Annotated in this window: 18 protein-coding genes; 10 read left to right on the top strand and 8 right to left on the bottom strand. The window is 63.7% G+C overall.

The features are described from left to right. The first annotated feature begins 79 nt into the window (after positions 1-79). The 3 genes from NKH90_RS07230 (at position 80) to mgrA (ending at position 3,162) form a co-directional block, all read left to right on the top strand. Positions 80-826, top strand: coding sequence for a sugar phosphate isomerase/epimerase family protein (locus tag NKH90_RS07230; protein ID WP_352818359.1), 747 nt, complete (start codon positions 80-82; stop codon positions 824-826). A 12-nt stretch (positions 827-838) separates the two neighbouring features. After that, on the top strand, positions 839-1,987 hold the full coding sequence (locus tag NKH90_RS07225) for a Gfo/Idh/MocA family protein (protein WP_352818356.1): 1,149 nt from the start codon (positions 839-841) through the stop codon (positions 1,985-1,987). A gap of 128 nt (positions 1,988-2,115) precedes the next feature. Further along, positions 2,116-3,162 (top strand): L-glyceraldehyde 3-phosphate reductase, encoded by a 1,047-nt coding sequence (gene mgrA / locus NKH90_RS07220; RefSeq protein ID WP_352818353.1) that lies wholly within the window; start codon positions 2,116-2,118, stop codon positions 3,160-3,162. 82 nt (positions 3,163-3,244) lie between these two features. Here mgrA and NKH90_RS07215 read toward each other — a convergent pair whose 3' ends face one another. Beyond that, positions 3,245-3,541, bottom strand: a complete 297-nt coding sequence (locus tag NKH90_RS07215; RefSeq protein ID WP_352474875.1) for a DUF2934 domain-containing protein — start codon at positions 3,539-3,541, stop codon at positions 3,245-3,247. A 190-nt stretch (positions 3,542-3,731) separates the two neighbouring features. On the opposite strand from NKH90_RS07215, the gene NKH90_RS07210 reads away from it, so the two are divergent. Continuing rightward, positions 3,732-4,082: a hypothetical protein gene (locus tag NKH90_RS07210; protein WP_352474874.1), complete on the top strand. Its 351-nt coding sequence runs from the start codon at positions 3,732-3,734 to the stop codon at positions 4,080-4,082. A gap of 92 nt (positions 4,083-4,174) precedes the next feature. Here the strand turns inward: NKH90_RS07210 and NKH90_RS07205 are convergent, their stop codons facing one another. Further along, the gene (locus tag NKH90_RS07205; protein WP_352818348.1) at positions 4,175-5,263 is read right to left on the bottom strand and encodes a S1 family serine peptidase; all 1,089 of its coding nucleotides are present in this window, start codon (positions 5,261-5,263) and stop codon (positions 4,175-4,177) included. A 390-nt stretch (positions 5,264-5,653) separates the two neighbouring features. On the opposite strand from NKH90_RS07205, the gene NKH90_RS07200 reads away from it, so the two are divergent. Next, entirely contained in the window at positions 5,654-6,736 is a 1,083-nt protein-coding gene (locus tag NKH90_RS07200; protein ID WP_352474872.1) for a trypsin-like serine peptidase, read from the top strand. An 84-nt stretch (positions 6,737-6,820) separates the two neighbouring features. On the opposite strand, the gene NKH90_RS07195 is transcribed toward NKH90_RS07200, so the two are convergent. The 3 genes from NKH90_RS07195 to NKH90_RS07185 all read right to left on the bottom strand — a co-directional run bounded on the left by NKH90_RS07195 (position 6,821) and on the right by NKH90_RS07185 (position 10,206). After that, the gene (locus NKH90_RS07195; protein ID WP_352814526.1) at positions 6,821-7,525 is read right to left on the bottom strand and encodes a DUF4760 domain-containing protein; all 705 of its coding nucleotides are present in this window, start codon (positions 7,523-7,525) and stop codon (positions 6,821-6,823) included. Next, positions 7,522-7,902, bottom strand: coding sequence for a hypothetical protein (locus tag NKH90_RS07190; RefSeq protein WP_352818345.1), 381 nt, complete (start codon positions 7,900-7,902; stop codon positions 7,522-7,524). Before NKH90_RS07190 ends, NKH90_RS07195 begins: the two co-directional genes overlap by 4 nt. 102 nt (positions 7,903-8,004) lie before the next feature. Continuing rightward, positions 8,005-10,206 (bottom strand): caspase family protein, encoded by a 2,202-nt coding sequence (locus NKH90_RS07185; protein WP_352818342.1) that lies wholly within the window; start codon positions 10,204-10,206, stop codon positions 8,005-8,007. Positions 10,207-10,417: 211 nt separating this feature from the next. Between NKH90_RS07185 and NKH90_RS07180 the strand changes: the two genes are divergently transcribed. Beyond that, on the top strand, positions 10,418-10,822 hold the full coding sequence (locus NKH90_RS07180) for a Fur family transcriptional regulator (protein WP_023675234.1): 405 nt from the start codon (positions 10,418-10,420) through the stop codon (positions 10,820-10,822). A gap of 67 nt (positions 10,823-10,889) precedes the next feature. On the opposite strand, the gene NKH90_RS07175 is transcribed toward NKH90_RS07180, so the two are convergent. The 3 genes from NKH90_RS07175 to polA form a co-directional block, all read right to left on the bottom strand. Beyond that, positions 10,890-11,171, bottom strand: coding sequence for a type II toxin-antitoxin system RelE/ParE family toxin (locus NKH90_RS07175; RefSeq protein ID WP_352448351.1), 282 nt, complete (start codon positions 11,169-11,171; stop codon positions 10,890-10,892). After that, positions 11,168-11,398, bottom strand: coding sequence for a hypothetical protein (locus NKH90_RS07170; protein ID WP_352502674.1), 231 nt, complete (start codon positions 11,396-11,398; stop codon positions 11,168-11,170). The genes NKH90_RS07175 and NKH90_RS07170 overlap by 4 nt, the downstream gene beginning before the upstream one ends. 65 nt (positions 11,399-11,463) lie before the next feature. Then, positions 11,464-14,412: a DNA polymerase I gene (gene polA, locus NKH90_RS07165; RefSeq protein ID WP_352818338.1), complete on the bottom strand. Its 2,949-nt coding sequence runs from the start codon at positions 14,410-14,412 to the stop codon at positions 11,464-11,466. A gap of 442 nt (positions 14,413-14,854) precedes the next feature. Here polA and NKH90_RS07160 point away from each other — a divergent pair, with 442 nt between their 5' ends. The 4 genes from NKH90_RS07160 (at position 14,855) to NKH90_RS07145 (ending at position 19,962) form a co-directional block, all read left to right on the top strand. Continuing rightward, complete coding sequence (locus tag NKH90_RS07160) at positions 14,855-16,240, top strand: M20/M25/M40 family metallo-hydrolase (protein ID WP_352818335.1); 1,386 nt, start codon at positions 14,855-14,857, stop codon at positions 16,238-16,240. 103 nt (positions 16,241-16,343) lie between these two features. After that, positions 16,344-16,964, top strand: coding sequence for a ribonuclease D (locus tag NKH90_RS07155; protein ID WP_254816792.1), 621 nt, complete (start codon positions 16,344-16,346; stop codon positions 16,962-16,964). Positions 16,965-17,166: 202 nt separating this feature from the next. Continuing rightward, positions 17,167-17,418: a hypothetical protein gene (locus NKH90_RS07150; protein ID WP_352469413.1), complete on the top strand. Its 252-nt coding sequence runs from the start codon at positions 17,167-17,169 to the stop codon at positions 17,416-17,418. Between the two features lie 291 nt (positions 17,419-17,709). Beyond that, on the top strand, positions 17,710-19,962 hold the full coding sequence (locus NKH90_RS07145) for a PBP1A family penicillin-binding protein (RefSeq protein WP_352818331.1): 2,253 nt from the start codon (positions 17,710-17,712) through the stop codon (positions 19,960-19,962). The last annotated feature ends 16 nt before the right edge of the window (positions 19,963-19,978 follow it).

Raw genomic sequence — 19,978 nt, 5'->3', positions numbered from 1 at the left:
TTTAGCCTCCCAAGACTCTTCTACTCCCGCAAGACTCATCCCCCCAAACTAACCATCCACAAGAAAACGGACAGAGACGATGAACTGGTCATTCCAACTTTACAGCGCCCGCAATTTCCAGCCCTGGGAGGGCGTGCTCAAGATGCTGGGGGAGCTTGGTTACAGCCAAGTCGAAGGGTTCGGCGGCGTCTATGACGATCCCAAGGCGTTCCGTGCCGAGCTCGACAAAAACGGGCTCGCCATGCCGACCGGGCATTTCTCGATCGACGCGCTCGAGAAGGATTTCGACGGCGTGCGCAGGACGGCCGACGCGCTCGGCATCACGCTGCTCATCTGCCCGTTCCTGAACGCCGAGTTCAGGCCGGCCGACACAGCCGGCTGGCGCGGTTTCGGCGAACGCCTGGCCAAGGTCGGCGAGACGGCCAGGAAAGCCGGCTATGGCTTTGCCTGGCACAACCATGATTTCGAGTTCAAGGCGCTTGCCGACGGCTCGGTGCCGCAGGACCATATCCTGTCCTCCGCGCCCGACATCGGCTGGGAGATGGACGTCGCCTGGGTGGTGCGCGGCGGCGTCGATCCGCTGCCCTGGATCGAGAAGCACGGCAAGCGCATCGTCGCCGTCCATGTCAAGGACTTGGCCAAGCCGGGCGAGGGCCTCGACGAGGACGGCTGGTCCGACATCGGCCACGGCACCATCGACTGGCCCGGCCTGATCAAGGCGCTACGCGCCAAAAGCGCCGCAAAATACTACGTCATGGAACAGGACAATCCCAACGATATCGAGCGCTTCGCCCGCCGCTCGATCGCAGCCGCCAAGACCTATTAGGAGCACATCAGCATGGCAACAAAACTTGGCATCGGCGTCATCGGCTGCGGCAACATCTCGAAGGCGTATTTCTCGCTGGCGCCGCTGTTTCGCGGCATCGAGATGCGCGCCTGCGCCGACATCAACATGGAAGCGGCGAAAGCGCGGGCAAAAGAGTTCAAGCTGCGCGCCGAGACCGTCGAGGGGCTGCTCAAGGCCGACGATATCGACATCATCGTCAACCTGACCATTCCGGCGGTGCATTACGAGGTGTCGAAGCAGATCCTCGACGCCGGCAAGCACGTCTATTCGGAGAAGCCCTTCGTGCTGTCGGTCAAGGAAGGGCTCGACCTGAAAAAACGGGCGGAAAGCAAGGGGCTGCGCATCGGTTCGGCGCCCGACACCTTCCTCGGCGGCGCGCACCAGCTTGTCCGCGACCTGATCGACACCGGCAGGCTCGGCAGGATCACCAGCGGCACCTGTCATGTGATGAGCCATGGCATGGAGCACTGGCACCCCAATCCGGACTTCTTCTTCCAGCCGGGCGCCGGGCCGGTGCTCGACATCGGACCCTATTACATCACCAACCTGATCCAGCTGATCGGGCCGGTGAAGCGGGTCGCCGCCTTCGCTTCGATCCCGATGACGGAACGCATCATCAGCTCGAAGCCGCGCGCCGGCGAAAAGATCCCGGTCTCCACGCCAACGACGATCCACGGCGTGCTGGAATTCGAGAACGGCGCCGTGGTGACGCTCAACACCAGCTGGGATGTCTGGAGCCACGGCCACGCGCCCATGGAGCTCTATGGCGAGGCGGGCACGGTGTTCGTGCCGGATCCGAACTTCTTCGGCGGCGAGGTGCGCTACACCGATGCCGCCAAGCCGGTGAAGAAGCTGCCGAAATGGCCGCATCCGTTCGGCGTGCCCAACGAGATGCATTCGCAAGGCATGATGGCCAACTACCGCACCGCCGGTTTGGCCGACATGGCGATCGCGATCAGGGAAGGCCGGCCGCACCGCTGCTCGATGGAACTGGCGCTGCATGCCGCCGACGTCATGACCGGCCTGTTGCGTTCGGGCGAGACCGGAAAGTTCGTCGCCATGCAGACCAGCTGCGAGCGGCCCGCGGCACTCGGCGTCAAGGCGGCGAAGGAGCTGCTGGCGAAGCAGAAAACCAAGTAGGCGGCGCGCCGCCCAAGCACCGCAAAAAGCCTCTCCCCGTTTGCGCGAGGAGAGGCTAAGGGTGGCAAGCTCGACTGCCCCACTGTCGCGGCGGCAGCTGTCGGCTCGTTTCGATATGAGGATTTCCCATGCCGTATGTTCCCGCCGAAAACCGCTACGAAAAGATGGTCTACAATCGCTGCGGGCGGTCCGGCCTGAAGCTGCCGGCGATCTCGCTTGGGCTGTGGCACAATTTCGGCAACGACACGCCGCATAGAACCAAGCAGGCGATCGCGCGCAGGGCGTTCGATCTCGGCATCACGCATTTCGACCTCGCCAACAATTACGGCCCGCCGCCCGGCTCGGCGGAGCAGGCGTTCGGCGAGATCCTGCGGACGGACTTTACCGGTTATCGCGACGAGCTGATCATCTCGACCAAGGCCGGCTACGAAATGTGGGCAGGGCCTTATGGCGAATGGGGCGGCCGCAAATATGTCCTGGCCAGCCTCGACCAGAGCCTGAAGCGGATGGGGCTCGACTATGTCGACATCTTCTATTCGCACCGCTTCGACCCCGACACCCCGCTGGAGGAAACGATGGGCGCGCTCGATCACGCGGTGCGCTCGGGCAAGGCGCTCTATGCCGGCATTTCCTCCTATAATTCGCAGCGCACCCGCGAGGCCGCCGACATATTGAAGCAGCTCGGCACGCCTTGCGTGATCCATCAGCCGAGCTATTCGATGCTCAACCGCTGGGTCGAGGATGATGGCCTGCTCGATACGCTGGAGGGGCTTGGTGTCGGCTCGATCGTGTTCTCGCCGCTGGCGCAAGGCATGCTGACCGACAAATATCTCGGCGGCATCCCCGACGGCAGCCGCGCCAGCCAGGGCAAGTCGCTGCGCCCGGCATTCATCAACGACAAGTCGATCACCAATATCGAGGCGCTGAACGTCATCGCCCGTCGCCGCGGCCAGACGCTGGCGCAGATGGCGCTGGCCTGGGTGCTGCGCCGGGGCAGGGTGACGTCGGCGCTGATCGGCGCCAGCCGGCCGGAACAGGTCGAGGATTGCGTCGGCGCGCTGAAGGCGCTCGACTTCAGCGATGCCGAGCTCGCCGAGATCGACACCTTTGCCCGCGAGTCGGACATCAATCTCTGGGCGGCATCGGCCGAGCGCAAGGGGCCGCCGAGGAAGTAGGCGACGACGGTCTGCGGTCCGGTTTCATCGAAAAGACGCGGCAGCGCGAACTGGTAGCTGTCTTCGACACGGTGGCCAGCGGCTAACTTTCGGCTGCCTTGAGGTTCCGCGCGGCTTGCTCGAGCGTCGCCCTGTCGTTGCCCAGCCTGTCGATCAGCTCTTGCGCCTGATCACCGGTTATCCCGGTGCGCATCGCCAGTGCCTCGACCGTCAGAACGTCGGAGCTGGCGATCGTTCCCGCCGGACCGTCCGCGTCGTCGAGGCCAAGCTGTTGCTTCGCCTGCTGCCAATGACGCTCATGCGCGCCATCCGGGCGGCCCTCGCGCATCCAGATTTCATAGGCTCGCTGCCGAATCTTTTCATGCCGGTCATTGTCCATGACGGTTCCTCCCTTGTGGCGTTTTCACCAACGCGGGGAGCGCCGGAACGATCCGATGTTGATGCCGAATTCGCAGACATGCCGGACAAAAGCCGGTTTCTCACCGAACAAACACCGGACATACGCGTTTTGCGGAGGAACCTGCACAGTGGGCCGGCCGTTGAGCCGAGCCTGAGCAAAGGAGATTACAATGGCCGACGAACCGAACGAATCCGCAGCACCGAAGATGACTCAACGTGAAGCTCAGGAAGCCCTGGAGAAGCAGGTCGCGCAGCTGAGGCGCGAGATCAACAAGATCAATCGGACCTTGGCCGAACGCGCGGAAGAGGCGATCGAAGACGCCGGCGGCTGGTATGACAACGCTGCCGAGCGCGCCTCTCGGACAGCACAAGCCCTGCGCAACAGGGCGCAGACGGTGTCGGGCGTGGTCCAGGAGAATCCCGGCACAATATCGTCGGCATTCATCCTCGGAGCGGCCGTAGGAGCGCTACTCGGCCTCACCCTGGCCGCCACAGATCAGCGCCGCGATCGCTGGTTCTAGTCCCGACCCCAGGTTTTTGGGACAGAACCGGGTTTTGGGAAAGAACCAGAGGGATTGCTCCCGCTGTTCATTGGTTCAGCAAATGACACCGGTCAGGGCGTGGCGGGCTTCTGCGCCGTGCCGAGGGCTTTGGGCGCTGCGGGCGCCGCCGTCTTCATCTTCTCCTCGATCCAGCCGGTGTAATTGGCCAGCCGCGTGTAGATGCCGTAGGCGTTCTTGTGGCCGCAGGCGGTGCCGCCGTCGGCCGGACCTTCGCCCCAGCTGACGACGCCGACCTGCACCGGACCATCGGCGCCGGTCACGAACAGCGGTCCGCCGCTGTCGCCATTGCAGGCGTCGCGCTCGCCGCTGGCCGTGCCGGCGCAGATCATGTTGCCGGTAAGCGGATCGGCCATATCGGCTGCAATCGCGTTGGCGGCCGCCTCGATGCCCCTTTCCGAATAACGCATGCGGCGGGCGAGTTCGCCGAGCGCTGCCTTCAAATCATGCGCATAAATCGCCTTGATGCCGCTGTTGCAGGTTGCGTTCGGCTGGAGGTCCAGGTCGGCGACCATCAGTGCGGTGGGAAACGTTCCGTCCTGCATCTTGCCCCAGCCGGCGACCGTCGTCTTGCCGGCGTCTGGTGTCGGCTCACGGGCAATTTTGATGGTCGGGGCATCGGCCGGCGCGGCCAGCCGGATCAAGCCGAGATCGTTGTCCAGCGTCTGCTCGCTGTAGCCCTCGTTGACGATGATCTCCACCGCCTTGTAGCGCTTGCCCTCGCTCAGATCGGTGGCGCCGGTGAGCACGGTGACCACATCAGGCGAAATCGGCTCGCCGTCGTCATTGAGGCAGTGCGCCGCCGTCAGCACCCATTGCGGCGCGATCAGGCTGCCGCCGCAGAACTGCGCATTCGCCTGCGAGGCCGGGCTTTTGTCCAGTTTGCCGGTGGTCAGCAATGCCACCTGGAACGGGTAAGCGCCCTTCTCGGCCTCTTTGCCGCCGTAGACGCGATCGGCGCCGTCGGGGTTCTCCGCCCTGGCCTTGGCCCTGGCCTCGGCCACGCGTTTCATCGGCGAGATCGCCGCCTCCGGCCGAGCGGCCGCGTCCGTGGCATGAACGGATTTGACGGCCGGCAAGGCCGCCGCGATGCCGAGCAGCGCGGCGGCGGCAATCGGTCTGAACCTATGGATGATCTTCACCTCGAACCCCCTGAGACGATGTTCCCGACAGGTCAGTCGCCGACGCATGGTCCACTGAAATGGAACCGGCCGGTGAGATCATGCTCCACGGCGAAGCACGATCCGTCACAAAGCCGAGCACCATTTCTGCTAGTCGTGCTGTCGAGCCAACCCGCCCAAAATCCTATAGCCCCCCACGGGCTATGTGGAAGCAATTTGTCGTTGCCAATGTTGGATTATTTTAGGCAGTATACCGTTGCAGGCATTTTTGGCGGGGACCTAAACTGGCTGCACTGAATAATGGCCCGGTAAAGGCACCGGTAACCAATTTCATTTTTTTGCGCCACCACGATCTCGACAATATTTCTGTATCTTGATCCAGTCCTTGCTGACTTTTGGGAGAGTCTCACCATGACAAAACTGACACATAGCATTATTGCGTCCGCGTTGCTTTCCACCGCAATGTGGGCGGTTCCTGCCTTGGCTGCCGATCCAGGTTCCGCCAATGCCGGCAACGGCGAAAGCATGCGGGATGTAACATCGGGCGATTACAAGCCCGGCCGGGCGAAACCAATCGCCCCGCCGAAACTGACCGACGACGAGGCCAACCGCGCCGCGCCGCTCACCGACGAAGCAACGGCCGTCAAATCCTATGGCATCGTCGGCCGCTCCGCCGATGGCAAGGACATCAAGATTGACCCGAACGAGACGCTGAAGGACCTTGTCATCAAGGACATGAACGCGCCCGCCGACGGGCAGAAGTCCGACAATTCCGGACTGAGCGGAGGCGAAGAGGCTGGCCGTCAGGTGTTCGGCACGGACGACCGCGAGCAGATCAAGAATACCAAAACCTACCCGTTCACCGCGATCGGCTATCTCGAAGGCAAATCGAAGAGCGGCAGCTATGGCAGCTGCTCGGCGACGCTGATCGGCCCGCGCACGGTGCTCACCGCGGCGCACTGCCTCTACAGCCACGAGGACAAGGCCTGGCTCGACGATATCCTGTTCGTGCCGGCTCTCAACGGCAAGACTGCCGACGACGCGCCGTTCGGCGCCTTCACCTATGAAAGCGCTTATGTCATCCAGGGCTTCATCGACAATTACCAGGGCTTTTACGGCTCGGTCGTGCCGTGGGATCTCGGCATCGTCACCCTGAAGCAGGATGTCGGCACCAACCTCGGCTGGCTCGGCTATGCCAATTATGACGACCTCGGCGATTTCACCGCCAACATCATCGGCTATCCCGGCGACAAGCCGATGGGCACGATGTGGAAGGCGACCTGCGAAGTGCACGCCGAAAACATCGCCACCGAGTATTTCCAGTACGACTGCGACACCTATCCCGGGTCGAGCGGCAGCTCGGTCTATGCCTATGACAATGGCTCCAAGCAGCGCGTCATCACCGGCGTGAACGTGGCCGAGAGCCCGGATGCCAATACCGCCGTGCGTCTGAACGCCATCAACGTCCAGTGGATCAACAGCCTGTACAAATAGGCCTGCAGAGTTTCCGCCGCGATCGTCGCGGAAAACCGGCCGGCGGCGGAGCATTTCCGTCGCCGGCTTTCGCATTTTCGGGAATTATCTGGACTGGGCCGAGGGTGGCGCCTGGCGCACATAGTTCTCGATCGGCTGGGCGAAAGTCGGTGAACCGGCCTTGCGCTCCTTATCGATATAGCCGGCAAAATAGCTCCAGAAGGAAGCGGCATAGTCGCGGAAATAGGAGTCGGCGACGTCGCGCGAGCACAGCCTGCCTTCGACGCAGAAGGAAAGGCGGTTGAGGAAATAGACGACGCGGTCGAAATTGTCGCTGAAGTCGGCAAGCGGCATGTCGCCGCCGGTAGCGCTCATCGCTTCGATGCCGATGCGCTGTCTGAACACCTGTTCCTCGGTCGGCGTCGGATTGGCACTGAGCAGATTGCCGTATTTGGCGTTGAGCGCCGCCAGGCGTTGCTTGAGGGCCCGTTGCGCCTGCTGGTAATCCTTGCTTTCCCAGAGCTCGACCAGCGACATCGTCTGCTCGACGCGCTTCTGCTCCTGGTTCGCCAGGAACTGGTAGACCGAAAAGATCAAGGTGAAGATGATCGCCAGGCGCACCAGCAATCCGGACCAGGCATAGACGAGCATGCGCCAGTCGCGATCGGTGAATGGGTTCGCCTCCTTCTTGACCTCGTGATTGCTCACCCACGGCAGGCCTTCGACGGTTTCCGGCAGCGACACCGGCTTCTTTTGCGGTACCGGCGCCGTCACTGCCTGCTGCGTTGCGTTGCCCCCCGCTTTCGTCATCCGCAGCTGTCCAATTCTATGGTGGCGGACGGGTCGAGCACGATGCCCGGGGTCTCCAGCTTCTTCTTCAGGCAATCCAGCTGCGTGCGCGAAACGATGAACTGCAGGTCAGGCTCCACCTGCGCCTTGCCCGGCGACGGCAACGGCTCGACCACGCCGCGCGAGGCGCAGCTGCTGAGATCGACGACAACGGCGGTGTTGCCGGTTTTGGCGATCCGGTCGTACTGGTCGAGAAAGCAGCTCGCCAGTTCGGAATTGATGACGACCTCCTTGGCGCAGAGGCCGCAAGCCTCGTCCGCCGAAGCATTGGCGGCCAGCAACAGCTCGGCGACAAGGCCGGCGGTTGTTGCGCGCCACGAAAATACGATCCTGTTCACGAACGCCCTCACCCGTTCCGTTCGGCCGCCGACAGCGGTGGTCGAAGAATGTTCATTATCAGCCGATTAGGCAAGAGGCCCGGCCGGGCACCTGACCGCGCCTCAGGCGCGCGGCACGGTCTCCATCGGAAAAATCATCACGGCGCCCTTCGACCCCTTGTCGTCGGTCAGCCGCATGGCCGACCGTGTCGCCGGCGCCATGCCGATATCGGCCAGCATGTCGGCGAAGCTTGGCTGTCCCAGTCCGCGCGTTACCGAGACAACGCCCTCTTGCGACAGGAAGCTCAGATCCTGCTTCTCGCTCTGCGGCGGTGCTTCGGTCAAGACGGCGATCATCCGCTCCATGCCGAAGCCGGTGTCGGTGAATTTGAACAGGCCTTCCTCGAGCACGGCGCCTTCGGTCAGGCGCTCGGCAAGAAAATGCTGGATGGAATAGTCGGAGCCGACGTAGAGCACGTTGATGTCGACCAGGTTGGTCGAACCGTTCCTGGCCAGTACGTGGACCTGATCGTCGGGCGAAACACGCGGCACAGTCGACGCTTCGATCGGCTGCAGCGTGTCGCTGTCAAAACGCTTGATCCGGAACTCGACGCTGACCTCTTCCGGCCGATAATCGGAGGCGGCGGCCAGCCTCGACAGGCCAATGGCGCGGAAGATTTTCGTCAGATTCCCTGCGGCGGCCTCGATCAACTTTTCGCGGCCGTCCGGATGAATGACGATCAACGGCGGCTTGCTGCCGCCCTTGAGCGTCATGTCGCCCGAAGCCGGCAGGAACCACAGCGCCGGCGCGTCGGTGGCATCTTCTGCGGCGCCGGCAATGGCGTTCTCGCGCAGCACTGCGAGACGCAGATCTGCGCTCTTGCCCGGCTCGACCAGCGCGATGTGAAACCCTGAGCTCTTCCTGGCCGCCAGTTCGTCGAGAACCGAGTTCGCCAGCGCGGCCTCTTTCTCGAGGCCTTTGGCCGCAGCCGGCCGCGCGACCACGAGCTTGTAGTCGACGGCGAGCTCGGCCAGCCGTGCATAGGCATTGGCGGGGATATCGGCCAGCTTGAGCGCCGGCTTGCCGCCGAACTCGACCGGCTTGACCCGGCTTTCCAGGTTTTTCGCCGACTGAACCTGGAGATAGCCAAGCGCCTCGGACAGCGGCGACAGCGCCGACGGCAATATTGCGAGCCTGCTGCCGGGGGTGAGGCGTTGCAGCAACCCGGCGCTGATCGTGGCTTTGTCGTTCTCGATGACGATCGGCCATTGCATGACCGCGTCTGTCTTGTCGGTGCCGAAGACGCGTGCGTCGAGTTCCCCTTCGAACAGCGGCGTCGGCCGGGTGCGGCCGTCCGCCGAATATTGCTGCAGCACGGCCTGGCCGAGCTGGCGATAGGTGATGTTGGGGTTCTCGGCCAGTTTCGACAGGATGGTGAAGGTGAACAGGCCGAAACGCGGTGCATCGGCCGTGCCCTTGGGCAGCGGCATCTCGGGCGTCGTCTCCACCGTCTGCGCCGCGTAGAAGGCGACCAATTTGCCCTTGGTGGTCGGCTCGGCGCCGGTCGGCGTCAGCTTGAAGGCCGGCTTGCGCTGCCCGTCGTCGTCAAAGCCGCGCGGCGCGGCCGACGCAATCTCGTCGTAGGCTCTCACCGCAGCCGCCCTGGCAGCGTCGTCGCCGCCGACCAGATCGGCGAACTCGACCTTGCGTTCCAGCTCGTCGTCGACCTCGGCGGCGCGCGTCGCCGTGCCGGAATGGCAGCAGTCGAACACGGCCCAGACAAAGGCGCCCTTGTCGCGGATAACGTCGAGCGCGGTGCCGATCTCGTTGTCGACCAGCGCATTGGGCACGCCCTTTTCGCGGTTGACCCATTTGTCGATGTCGGACGGCAAGAAAATCTCGTCGAGGCCGTCCGTCTCGTCGCCCTTGTTCGCTGCCGGCTGCTGCGCGCCGTGACCGGACAAATGCAGGTAGACGAAATCGTCGCGCTGGACCTTGGCGGCAAGATCGGCCAACGCCGCCTTGATCGCCGCATGTGTCGGCGGTCCGTTGGCGCCTTCGACATCCTTGGCGAGCAGCGTGATGTTTTCGGCCAGGAATTTTACCGGCGCGGGCGTGTTCCCCAGGAGGTAATCGCGCACCAGGCCGGCATCGTTTTTCGGTCCGATCAGCCAGTTTTTCTTCGGCAGGTTCGGGTAATCGGTGCAGGCAACAAGCAGCGCATGGTAGGTGCGCGCCGCTGCGAATGCCCGAAACGGCACCAGGCCGGCAGCGGCCAGCGCGGACGTGCCGGCAAGCAGCGTCCGCCGCGTCACTTTGATCATGATTGCTTCCCCAAGCCCGATCGAATTTCCAAGCACGGCCAGCCTGGCCGAGGATTTTGTCAGTATTTTGAATATGGCGCCGCCGGCCAGCCGACCACCGGCTGCGAATAGAAACAGTAGCAAAAATGGCAGTTCGTCGCTATCTCAGTGGAAGAGGTCCGACTGCTTGCGAAATGGCAGCGATCGGCACGGAGCGGCTTGGAACAGGATCATGGCGGCAAGGGATGTACTGACGAAGAACCAGCTTTGCGTTCTCGAGAAGCTCGAGGCCGCCAGCGGCCCGCTCAGCGCCTATACGTTGCTCGACCAACTGCGCGAGCGCGGTTTTCGCGCGCCGCTGCAGGTCTACCGGGCGCTCGACACGCTGGTGAAATCCGGCTTCGTGCACAGGCTCGAAAGCCTCAATTCCTTCGTCGCCTGTGCCGAGCCGCACGACCACAGCCATTCGATGACGGCGTTTGCCATCTGCGACACCTGCGGCCAGGTGACCGAGTTCTCCGACCATGATGTCGGCCACCGGCTCGACGAATGGGTGCGCTCGACCGGCTTCGCCGCCAAGAAGGCGGTGATCGAGTTTCGTGGGACATGTGCGAAGTGTTTGGCCGAGGCGGCTTGAGGCCGGAGCAACGCGGCGAAGGCGGAGCAAGGTCTTCCGAGCCCTCGCCGGGTGTTCCCGGATCGGCTCAGTAGGGAAAGGGTCTCCTTGAGGTATGCCGGATGTGCAGGATCTCAATTGCGTCGGCACGGGCACGATAGAAGACCTTATAAGGGTAGCGGCCTATGAAGAGGACGCGAACGCCAGGGATGTCGGTCGCGTGACCGCTTTCGGGAAATTCGGCAAGTCGCGAAATCCCAGCGTGGATCCGAGAAATGACTGAAAGGGCGCCCTGAGGCGCCCGCTCTTCGAGGTAGTTGAAAATCGCCTCGCGTTCGGCAAAGGCTTGCCGCGTAAATCGGACCTTCATAGCCTGCGGCGGGTGTCGGCCGCGCGAACGGTATCCTCATCTACGAAAGTGCCGTGATCGGCCTCTGCTAGGCCCGCTGTGACCGCGCTGCGCTCTGATTCCGACATCGCATACACGCCAGTCCGCCGCGCCTCGATGACGCGGGCGTAATCAGCAAGCTCCTCCTGGTCTTCGCGAGGCCAAGCTTCCGCATGCCTTACCAGATTCTCAAGTGCCTTGGTGATCATACGGGCACTATAGCATACCGCTGCCGCTCGTGAACCTTGAACCGAACATGGCTCTGTGGCCCGCCTTAATGCGCCTCTTCCCAGTTGTTGGCTGCGCGGGCGTCGACGTGCAGCGGCACCGACATCGATACCGCCGGCATGGCGGCGTTCTCCATGACGTGGCAGACGACCGGGATCGTCGCCTCGACCTCGGCTTCGACCGTCTCGAAAACCAGCTCGTCATGCACCTGCAGCAGCATGCGGGCGGAAAGCCTGGCTTTTTCCAGCGCCTCGTCCATACGGATCATGGCGCGACGGATGATGTCGGCGGCGGTGCCCTGCAGGCGGGCGTTGATCGAGGCGCGCTCGTTGAAGGCACGGACCGAAGGGTTCGACGACCGTATCTCCGGATAGTGGATGCGGCGGCCGAAGATGGTCTCGACGAAGCCGTGCTCGCGGGCATAGGCCTTGGTCGCATCGATATAGTCGCGGATGCCGGGGAAGCGCTCGAAATATTTCTTGATGTAGTCGCCGGCTTCCTCGCGCGCGATCGACAGCTGGTTGGCGAGGCCAAAGGCCGAAATGCCGTAGATGATGCCGAAATTGATCGCCTTGGCACGGCGGCGCACTTCCGAAGGCATGCCCTCGACCGGCACGTTGAACATTTCAGACGCGGTGATGGCGTGGATGTCGGCGCCATCGGCGAAGGCCTGCTTGAGCTGCGGGATTTCGGCGACGTGGGCGAGCACGCGCAATTCGATCTGGCTGTAGTCGGCGGAAACCAGCTTGTTGCCCTTGTCGGCGATGAAGGCCGTCCTGATCTTTCGACCCTCGACGGTGCGCACCGGAATGTTCTGCAGATTGGGATCCGAGGACGACAGCCGCCCGGTCGTCGTCGCGGCAAGCGCGTAGGAGGTGTGGACGCGCTTGGTGTCGGGATGGATGAAGCCGGGCAGCGCATCGGTATAGGTCGATTTCAGCTTGGTCAGCTGGCGCCAGTCGACGATCTTGCGCGGCAATTCGTGGCCTTCGGCGGCGAGGTCTTCGAGAAGCTGCGCCGAGGTCGACCACTGGCCGGTCTTGGTTTTTGAACCGCCGGGCAGACCCATCCTGCCGAACAGGATGTCGCCGAGCTGTTTTGGCGAGCCGATGTTGATGCGTTCGCCGACCAGCTGGTAGATCTCGTCCTCGAGCCGTGCGGCACCCTGTGCCAGTTCGCCGGAGAGCCGCGACAGGATCTGCCGGTCGACGGAGATGCCGCGCTGCTCCATCCGTGCCAGGACCGGCACCAACGGCCGTTCAAGCCGTTCATAGACCGAGACCAGGCCCTTGGCGGCAAGCCGTGGCTTCAGCACCTGCCAGAGCCTGAGCGCGACGTCGGCGTGCTCGGCCCCGTAAGCCGTCGCCTTGCCGAGGTCGGCCTGATCGAGGCCGACGAAGCTTCTTCCCGAACCGGCCAGTTCCTTCAGCGGAATGGTCGCGTGGCCGAGCCATTTATCGGCCAGCGCCTCCAGGCCGTGGCCACCATGGGTGCCGGCCTCGAGCACGTAGGAGATCAGCATGGTGTCGTCATAGGGGCCGATCTCGATGCCGTGACGGCTCATGACGACAAGGCGGTATTTCATGTCGTGCACGATCTTGAGGACGGATTTGTCCTCGAGCAGCGGCTTGAGCAACGCCAGCGCGTCGCGGATCGGGATCTGGTTTTCGACCGCGCCGCCGCCGAGCAGGTCGCCATTGCCGTTTTTATGGGCAAGCGGCACGTAGGCGGCGTGGCCGGGCGCGACGGCCATGGCAAGGCCGATCAGTTCGGCCCGCATCGGATCGGGCGAGGACGTCTTAACGTCGAAGGCGACGATGCCTCTCTCCATCGCCTCGGCGATCCAGGCCTTCAGCGTCGCGGCGTCGCGGATGCAGGTGTAGGCGCCGGTGTCGATCTTGCGGGCGGTGGCAGCCTCCAGGCGAAGCGCCGAAAGCAGGGATGGGGTGTCGCCTTGCTTGGCTGCGGCCGGAGCTTCGAGTGCCGCTTCGTCCGACGGCGGTGCGCTCTCGGCGGCCGCGGGCACGCCAAAACCCATATCGGGGCCATGCGCGGTATCGGCACGCTCTATGGTGACGGGGGTGGCTGGAACGTCGCCGGCGTCGGTTCCGGTCGCTTCGGCCACGCGGCGCGTCAGCGTCGAGAATTCCATGGTCTTGAGGAAGCCGATCAGCCTGGGGCCGTCCGGCGCATGCAACACGAATTCGTCAAGCCCTTCGGTCACCGGCACGTCGTTCTTCAGCCTCACCAGGTCACGCGAAATGCGCGCCTTGTCGGCATTGGCGATGATCGATTCGCGCCGCTTGTCCTGCTTGATCTCGCCGGCGCGGGCGAGCAGCGTGTCGAGGTCGCCGAACTGTTCGAGCAATTGCGCCGCCGTCTTCGGCCCGATGCCGGGCACGCCCGGCACATTGTCGACCGAATCGCCGGTCAGCGCCTGCAGGTCGATCATCTTCTGTGGCGGCACGCCCCATTTCTCGATCACCTCGGGAACGCCGATCTGGCGGTCCTTCATCGGGTCGTACATGGCAACCGTTGGGCCGACCAACTGCATCAGGTCCTTGTCGGAAGAGATGATGGTGGTGTCGGCGCCGGCTTCGCAGGCAAGCCGGCAATAGGTGGCGATCAAATCGTCGGCCTCGTAGCCTTCCGTCTCAAGGCATGGCAGGTTGAAGGCCCTGGTCGCCTGGCGGATCAGGCCGAATTGCGGGATCAAATCTTCCGGCGGCGCCGAGCGGTTGGCCTTGTATTCGGGGTAGAGGTCATTGCGGAAGGTCTTCGACGAATAGTCGAAAATCACGGCGAAATGCGTCGGCACGATGCCGACATCGGTGTTGCGGGCGTCCTGCGTCAGCTTCCAGACCATGTTGCAGAAGCCGAGCACGGCACTGGTCGGCAGCCCGTCGGACTTGCGGGACAGCGGCGGCAGCGCGTGATAGGCACGGAAGATGTAGCCGGAGCCGTCGACAAGGAAGAGATGATCGCCTTTTTTCATGGTACGAGGGAATAGCGCGGCGCAGCGCCGCGGTCCATGCCAAAGGCGGCTTCTGCCAAGGGTTCCGGCAACACCCTGACAAATGGCGTGCGAGCCTGGCCTGCCATGCGGCCTGGCGGGAGCTTTGTTCGCTCACGCCTATGTTACAAAAGTGTAATTTTTGTGCCCTTGAATCGCCACGTTCGCAGACACAGATAAACGCCATCGGCAGTTTTCGCCGAAGTCCGGAGCAAGGCCCGTCCCCCGCCTATCCCGGACACTTGCGGCAGCCTATCCCCCCTCTCCGGGCTGCCGCATCGTTTCGAGTAAAGGCCGCCGTGGTTCCCTCCACCACGGCGGCATTTTTTTGCCTTTGGACAGGAAGCTGTGGCCCAACGGTCGCGGGCTTTCCGTTTCGCAACATGGGCTCTAGATTCGCCGCCAGAATCGAAAGGCCCGCCAGATGTCCGCAGTTTCCCCTGTTCTCGACCGCCTCGACAAGAACTTCGACCAGAGCCTGGAACGCCTGTTCGGCCTGCTCGCCATAAAGTCGATCTCCACCGATCCGGACTACGCCGCCGACTGTCGCAAGGCCGCCGAATGGCTGGTCGCCGAGCTCAAGCTGATCGGCTTCGACGCCAGCGTGCGCGACACGCCGGGGCATCCGATGGTGGTCGCGCATCACGACGGGCCGGCGGGCGCGCCGCATCTGCTGTTTTACGGCCATTACGACGTGCAGCCGGTCGATCCGATCGAGCTGTGGGAAAGCGACCCGTTCGCGCCAGCGGTCAAGGAGATCGAGCCCGGCCACAAGGTGATCACCGGCCGCGGCGCGGCCGACGACAAGGGCCAGCTGATGACCTTCGTCGAGGCCTGCCGCGCGTGGAAGCAGGTGCATGGCGGATTGCCGTGCCGCATCACGATCCTGTTCGAGGGCGAGGAGGAGTCCGGATCGCCGTCGCTGAAGCCGTTTCTCGAGGCGAATGCGGATGAGCTCAAGGCCGATTTCGCGCTGGTCTGCGACACTGGCATGTGGGACCGCGATACGCCGTCGATCTGCGTCTCGCTGCGCGGGCTGGTCGGCGAGGAGATCACGGTGACTGCCGCCGACCGCGACCTGCATTCCGGGCTCTATGGCGGTGCGGCCGCCAATCCGATCCGCATCCTGGCAAAGATCCTGGCCGACATCCACGATGCGGATGGCCACGTCACCATCCCGGGTTTTTATGACGGCGTCGAGGAAACGCCGTCGCAGATATTGCAGTCGTGGCTGTCGCTCGGTGAGACGGCCGAGACCTTCCTCGGCCCGATCGGCCTGTCGATTCCGTCCGGCGAAAAGGGCCGCTCGGTGCTCGAACTGACCTGGGCGCGACCGACGGCCGAGTTCAACGGCATTATCGGCGGCTATACCGGCAAGGGCTTCAAGACGGTGATCGCCGCGCAAGCCTCGGCAAAAGTCTCCTTTCGCCTGGTCCATAAACAGGATCCGGAAAAAATCCGCGCCGTCTTCCAGGCATTCGTCAGGCAGCGGGTTCCGGCCGACTGCTCGGTCGAATTCCACCCGCATGGCGGCTCGCCGGCGATCCAGCTTTCCTACGACTCGCCCTTCCTCGCCAAGGCCAAGCAGGCGCTGTCCGACGAATGGCCGAAGCCGGCGGTGGTGACCGGCAGCGGCGGCTCGATCCCGGTGGTCGGCGATTTCCAGACCTATCTCGGCATGGAATCGCTGCTGGTCGGTTTCGGCCTCGACGACGACCGCATCCACTCGCCGAACGAGAAGTACGAGATGAGCTCCTTCCACAAGGGCCAGCGCTCCTGGGCGCGCATTCTCGAGGCGCTGACACGCTGAAATTGCGCCAGACTCAAGTTTTTGTTGATTTTTCGCCGGATCGCGGCAAGGACGGGCACGGTCCGTCGCGCATCGCTGCACGGGGCCGCGACCGGAGAAGACGATGAGCGACATACGTTTCCACAAAAACGATCTGCCCGGCCTGCTGCATTACGATGTCGGGGCGGTCGCCATCGACACCGAGACGCTGGGGCTGAACCCGCATCGCGACCGGCTCTGCGTCGTGCAGATCTCGCCGGGCGACGGCTCGGCCGACGTCATCCAGATCGCGCCCGGCCAGAAGAAGGCGCCGAACCTCGTCAGCCTGCTCAAGAACCGCAGCATCACCAAGCTGTTCCATTACGGCCGCTTCGATCTCGCCGTTCTCTACAATGCCTTCGGCGTCATGCCGGAGCCGGTGTTCTGCACCAAGATCGCGTCGCGGCTGACGCGCACCTACACCGACCGGCACGGGCTGAAGGACATCTGCTTCGAGCTTCTCGGGATCGGCCTGTCGAAGGCGCAGCAATCATCGGACTGGGCCGCCGAGACGCTGTCGCCCGAGCAACTCGAATATGCCGCCTCCGACGTGCTCTATTTGCACCGGCTGCGCGACGTACTGAGCGCGCGTCTGGCGCGCGACAACCGGACCAGGGAGGCCGATGCCTGCTTCCGCTTCCTGCCGACGCGTGCGAAACTCGACCTGATGGGCTGGGATGAGGAGGATATCTTCGCCCACAGCTAATGGCCTTCATGATAATTCTACTCCGGCGGCCATCTGGCGCAGTTTTCTCCGCTTCCGGTGCTCACGGACCCAAATGTCCGCTGCGCTCCGGTTCTCGAAAACCACGCCATATGTCTCGCCGGAGCGAATTCTCCTAAAGGCCATCGGCCAGGAACCAGACGCTTGTCCCGGCGTTCCGTTCGCTTCACCGGGAGAAATGAAAATGGCTGCCCGAAAATCAATCGAAACGGCACCGAAGGACGGCTCCAAGGTCACCGTCTACTGGCAGGACAGCGACGGCGTGATGAACGAGAGCATCGCGCAATACCGTTCGCTCGACCGGCTGAAGGCGGCAGGCGGCGACTGGGACGAAAGCGACGCTGGCTGGTGGGCCTATACGGACGGCCATACGCAAAGGAAGATCGAGCCGATCAGCTGGCGGCCGGCCTCCGACGATGCGGATGCCGACGACTGAGGGTTGTCGCAACCGCCGAACTGAAGTGATTATTCTGAGGCAACGCGCATTTTGTTCTTGCTTTGTGCCGGCAGCTATGCTACTAATTTCGCTATGGTGCTCATTGGCTCCAACGACCCGCCCGCCGAGGCGGGTTTTTCATTTCCGGCTTTGGCGCTGTCGCGGGCCGCAGCCGTTCGGCAAGCGACTGAATACAGTTTATTTCGATTTTTCCCGACTTAACCCGCCTTTAAACCGCCGCATCTAGTCTTCAACCCCAACGCCATAGGCATGGGGAAGACAGCACAGCGCATGGCGAACCGGAAAGACAGCCGCATCGAGCCCAGCTTCGAGGCATCGCCGGGGGCGAGATCCTCGGCCGGTTTTTCGGTAAGCGAGGAGGACCGCGTCGTGCCGAGCAACCGAAAAGCCGCTGCAAAGCGCAAATCGTCCAGGGCCAAGCCGCCGCGCGGCGGGCGCGGCAAAAGCCGGCGCGGCGTGTTCGGCGTGCTTGCCCGGCTGTTCTACTGGTGCTTCGTGCTGGCCATCTGGGGCGGCATCGCCACTGCCGGCATCGTCGTCTATTACGGCGCGAAAATGCCGGCGGCCACCACCTGGGCCATTCCCGACCGCGCCCCCAACATCAAGATCGTCTCGGTCGACGGCCAACTGCTTGGCAATCGCGGCATGAGCGGCGGCGAGGCCGTCGGCCTGCACGAAATGTCGCCCTATATTCCCGAGGCCGTCATCGCCATCGAAGACCGCCGCTTCTATTCGCATTTCGGCATCGACCCGATCGGCCTTTCCCGGGCCATGGTGACCAACGTGCTGGGCGGGCATTTTTCGCAGGGCGGCTCGACGCTGACCCAGCAGCTGGCCAAGAACCTGTTCCTGACGCCGGACCGCACGCTGGAACGCAAGGTGCAGGAAGTGCTCTTGGCGCTGTGGCTGGAGCACAAGCATACGAAGGACCAGATCCTCGAAATGTACCTCAACCGGGTTTATTTCGGCTCTGGCGCCTATGGTGTCGAAGCGGCCTCGCGCCGCTATTTCGGCAAGAGCGCGCGTGACGTCACGCTGTCGGAGGCCGCCCTTCTCGCCGGCCTGCTCAAGGCGCCGTCGCGGCTGTCGCCGGCGCGCGACCCGAAGGCGGCCGAGCAGCGCTCGCAGCTGGTGCTCGCCGCGATGCGCGACGAGGGCAAGATCAGCGCCAAGGAGCAGACCACGGCGATGAGCGCGCCGGCGACACGCGCGCCGTCCTACTGGACCGGCTCGGAAAACTACGTCGCCGATACGATCATGGAAGAACTGCCCGACCTGATCGGCGACGTGCGCCGCGATATCGTCGTCGACACGACTGTCGACCTGACGCTGCAGAAACTCGCCGAGCAATCGATCCGCCGGCTGATCGACCAGAGCGGCAAGAAGCTCAATGTCAGCCAGGGCGCGCTGGTGTCGATCGACAATTCCGGCGCGGTGCGCGCGATGGTCGGCGGTTACGACTATTCGACCAGCCAGTTCGACCGCGCCTCGGAGGCGCGCCGCCAGCCGGGGTCGGCGTTCAAGCCGTTCGTCTACATGGCGGCGCTGGAATCCGGCCGCACGCCCGACAGCGTGCGCAACGACGCGCCGATCAGGATCGGCAACTGGACGCCCGACAATTACGGCGGCAAATATTTCGGCAAGGTGACGCTGGCGACGGCGCTGGCAAAATCGCTGAATTCGGTTGCCGCGCAGCTGACCATGGAAGTCGGGCCGAATGCGGTGGTCGAGGCGGCGCACCGCATGGGCATCCAGTCCGACCTGACGGCCAACACTTCGATTGCGCTGGGCACCTCGGAAGTGACGCCGCTGGAACTGACCTCGGCCTATGTTCCTTTCGCCAATGGCGGTTACAAGCCGGACATCCATTTCATCCGCCGCGTCACGACGAGCGACGGCAAGGTGCTCTACGAGAACAATGGCGGCGGTGCGCCGCGGGTCGTCAAGCCCGATGTCGTCGGCATGATGAACTCGATGATGACCGGCACGGTCGAGATCGGCACGGCCAGGAAGGCGGCGTTCGCCTGGCCGGCGGCCGGCAAGACCGGCACCAGCCAGAACTCGCGCGATGCCTGGTTCATCGGCTATACCGCCAATCTGACCACCGGCGTCTGGTTCGGCAATGATGACGGCAGCGCGATGAAGAAGGTCACCGGCGGCGCGCTGCCGGCGCAGGCCTGGCACGAGTTCATGGTCGCCGCGCATGAGGGCGTGCCGGTGCGACCGCTGCCCGGAACCTGGAAGTCGACGCCGCCCGACACCATCGTGCCGGACGACATACCGTCCGACACGCCGCCGCCGGCGCCGGTCGCTTCCGTCGGCCAATCGGCGCCGCCTGTGGCAGCTACCCAGCCGGCTTCGCGTCCCGTGCGTCCCGCCGAGACGGTCGATGCCGGCGGCCTGGCCATGCCGGGGGTCGACAGCGCCACCGGATCGATCAAGCACCCGGTGCCGCCCGGCAATGTCGGCGGCCCGGTCAAGAAGCGGCAGACGTCGATCCTGGACATCCTGACAGGCGGCTGAACAACAGGCCCCCTCG

The sequence above is a fragment of the Mesorhizobium sp. M0898 genome, from assembly GCF_040319695.1.
GTDB lineage: Bacteria > Pseudomonadota > Alphaproteobacteria > Rhizobiales > Rhizobiaceae > Mesorhizobium.
Note: the sequence above shows the minus strand (reverse complement) of the source record. Positions and strands in the feature narration are given on the sequence as shown.

Excerpts from the sequence above, each read along its gene's own strand:
- NKH90_RS07230 (WP_352818359.1), top strand. The coding sequence starts at position 80 with ATGAACTGGTCATTCCAACTTTACAGCGCCCGCAATTTCCAGCCCTGG.
- NKH90_RS07225 (WP_352818356.1), top strand. The coding sequence starts at position 839 with ATGGCAACAAAACTTGGCATCGGCGTCATCGGCTGCGGCAACATCTCG.
- mgrA (WP_352818353.1), top strand. The coding sequence starts at position 2,116 with ATGCCGTATGTTCCCGCCGAAAACCGCTACGAAAAGATGGTCTACAAT.
- NKH90_RS07215 (WP_352474875.1), bottom strand. The coding sequence starts at position 3,541 with ATGGACAATGACCGGCATGAAAAGATTCGGCAGCGAGCCTATGAAATC.
- NKH90_RS07210 (WP_352474874.1), top strand. The coding sequence starts at position 3,732 with ATGGCCGACGAACCGAACGAATCCGCAGCACCGAAGATGACTCAACGT.
- NKH90_RS07200 (WP_352474872.1), top strand. The coding sequence starts at position 5,654 with ATGACAAAACTGACACATAGCATTATTGCGTCCGCGTTGCTTTCCACC.
- NKH90_RS07195 (WP_352814526.1), bottom strand. The coding sequence starts at position 7,525 with ATGACGAAAGCGGGGGGCAACGCAACGCAGCAGGCAGTGACGGCGCCG.
- NKH90_RS07185 (WP_352818342.1), bottom strand. The coding sequence starts at position 10,206 with ATGATCAAAGTGACGCGGCGGACGCTGCTTGCCGGCACGTCCGCGCTG.
- NKH90_RS07180 (WP_023675234.1), top strand. The coding sequence starts at position 10,418 with ATGGCGGCAAGGGATGTACTGACGAAGAACCAGCTTTGCGTTCTCGAG.
- NKH90_RS07175 (WP_352448351.1), bottom strand. The coding sequence starts at position 11,171 with ATGAAGGTCCGATTTACGCGGCAAGCCTTTGCCGAACGCGAGGCGATT.
- NKH90_RS07170 (WP_352502674.1), bottom strand. The coding sequence starts at position 11,398 with ATGATCACCAAGGCACTTGAGAATCTGGTAAGGCATGCGGAAGCTTGG.
- polA (WP_352818338.1), bottom strand. The coding sequence starts at position 14,412 with ATGAAAAAAGGCGATCATCTCTTCCTTGTCGACGGCTCCGGCTACATC.
- NKH90_RS07160 (WP_352818335.1), top strand. The coding sequence starts at position 14,855 with ATGTCCGCAGTTTCCCCTGTTCTCGACCGCCTCGACAAGAACTTCGAC.
- NKH90_RS07155 (WP_254816792.1), top strand. The coding sequence starts at position 16,344 with ATGAGCGACATACGTTTCCACAAAAACGATCTGCCCGGCCTGCTGCAT.
- NKH90_RS07150 (WP_352469413.1), top strand. The coding sequence starts at position 17,167 with ATGGCTGCCCGAAAATCAATCGAAACGGCACCGAAGGACGGCTCCAAG.
- NKH90_RS07145 (WP_352818331.1), top strand. The coding sequence starts at position 17,710 with ATGGCGAACCGGAAAGACAGCCGCATCGAGCCCAGCTTCGAGGCATCG.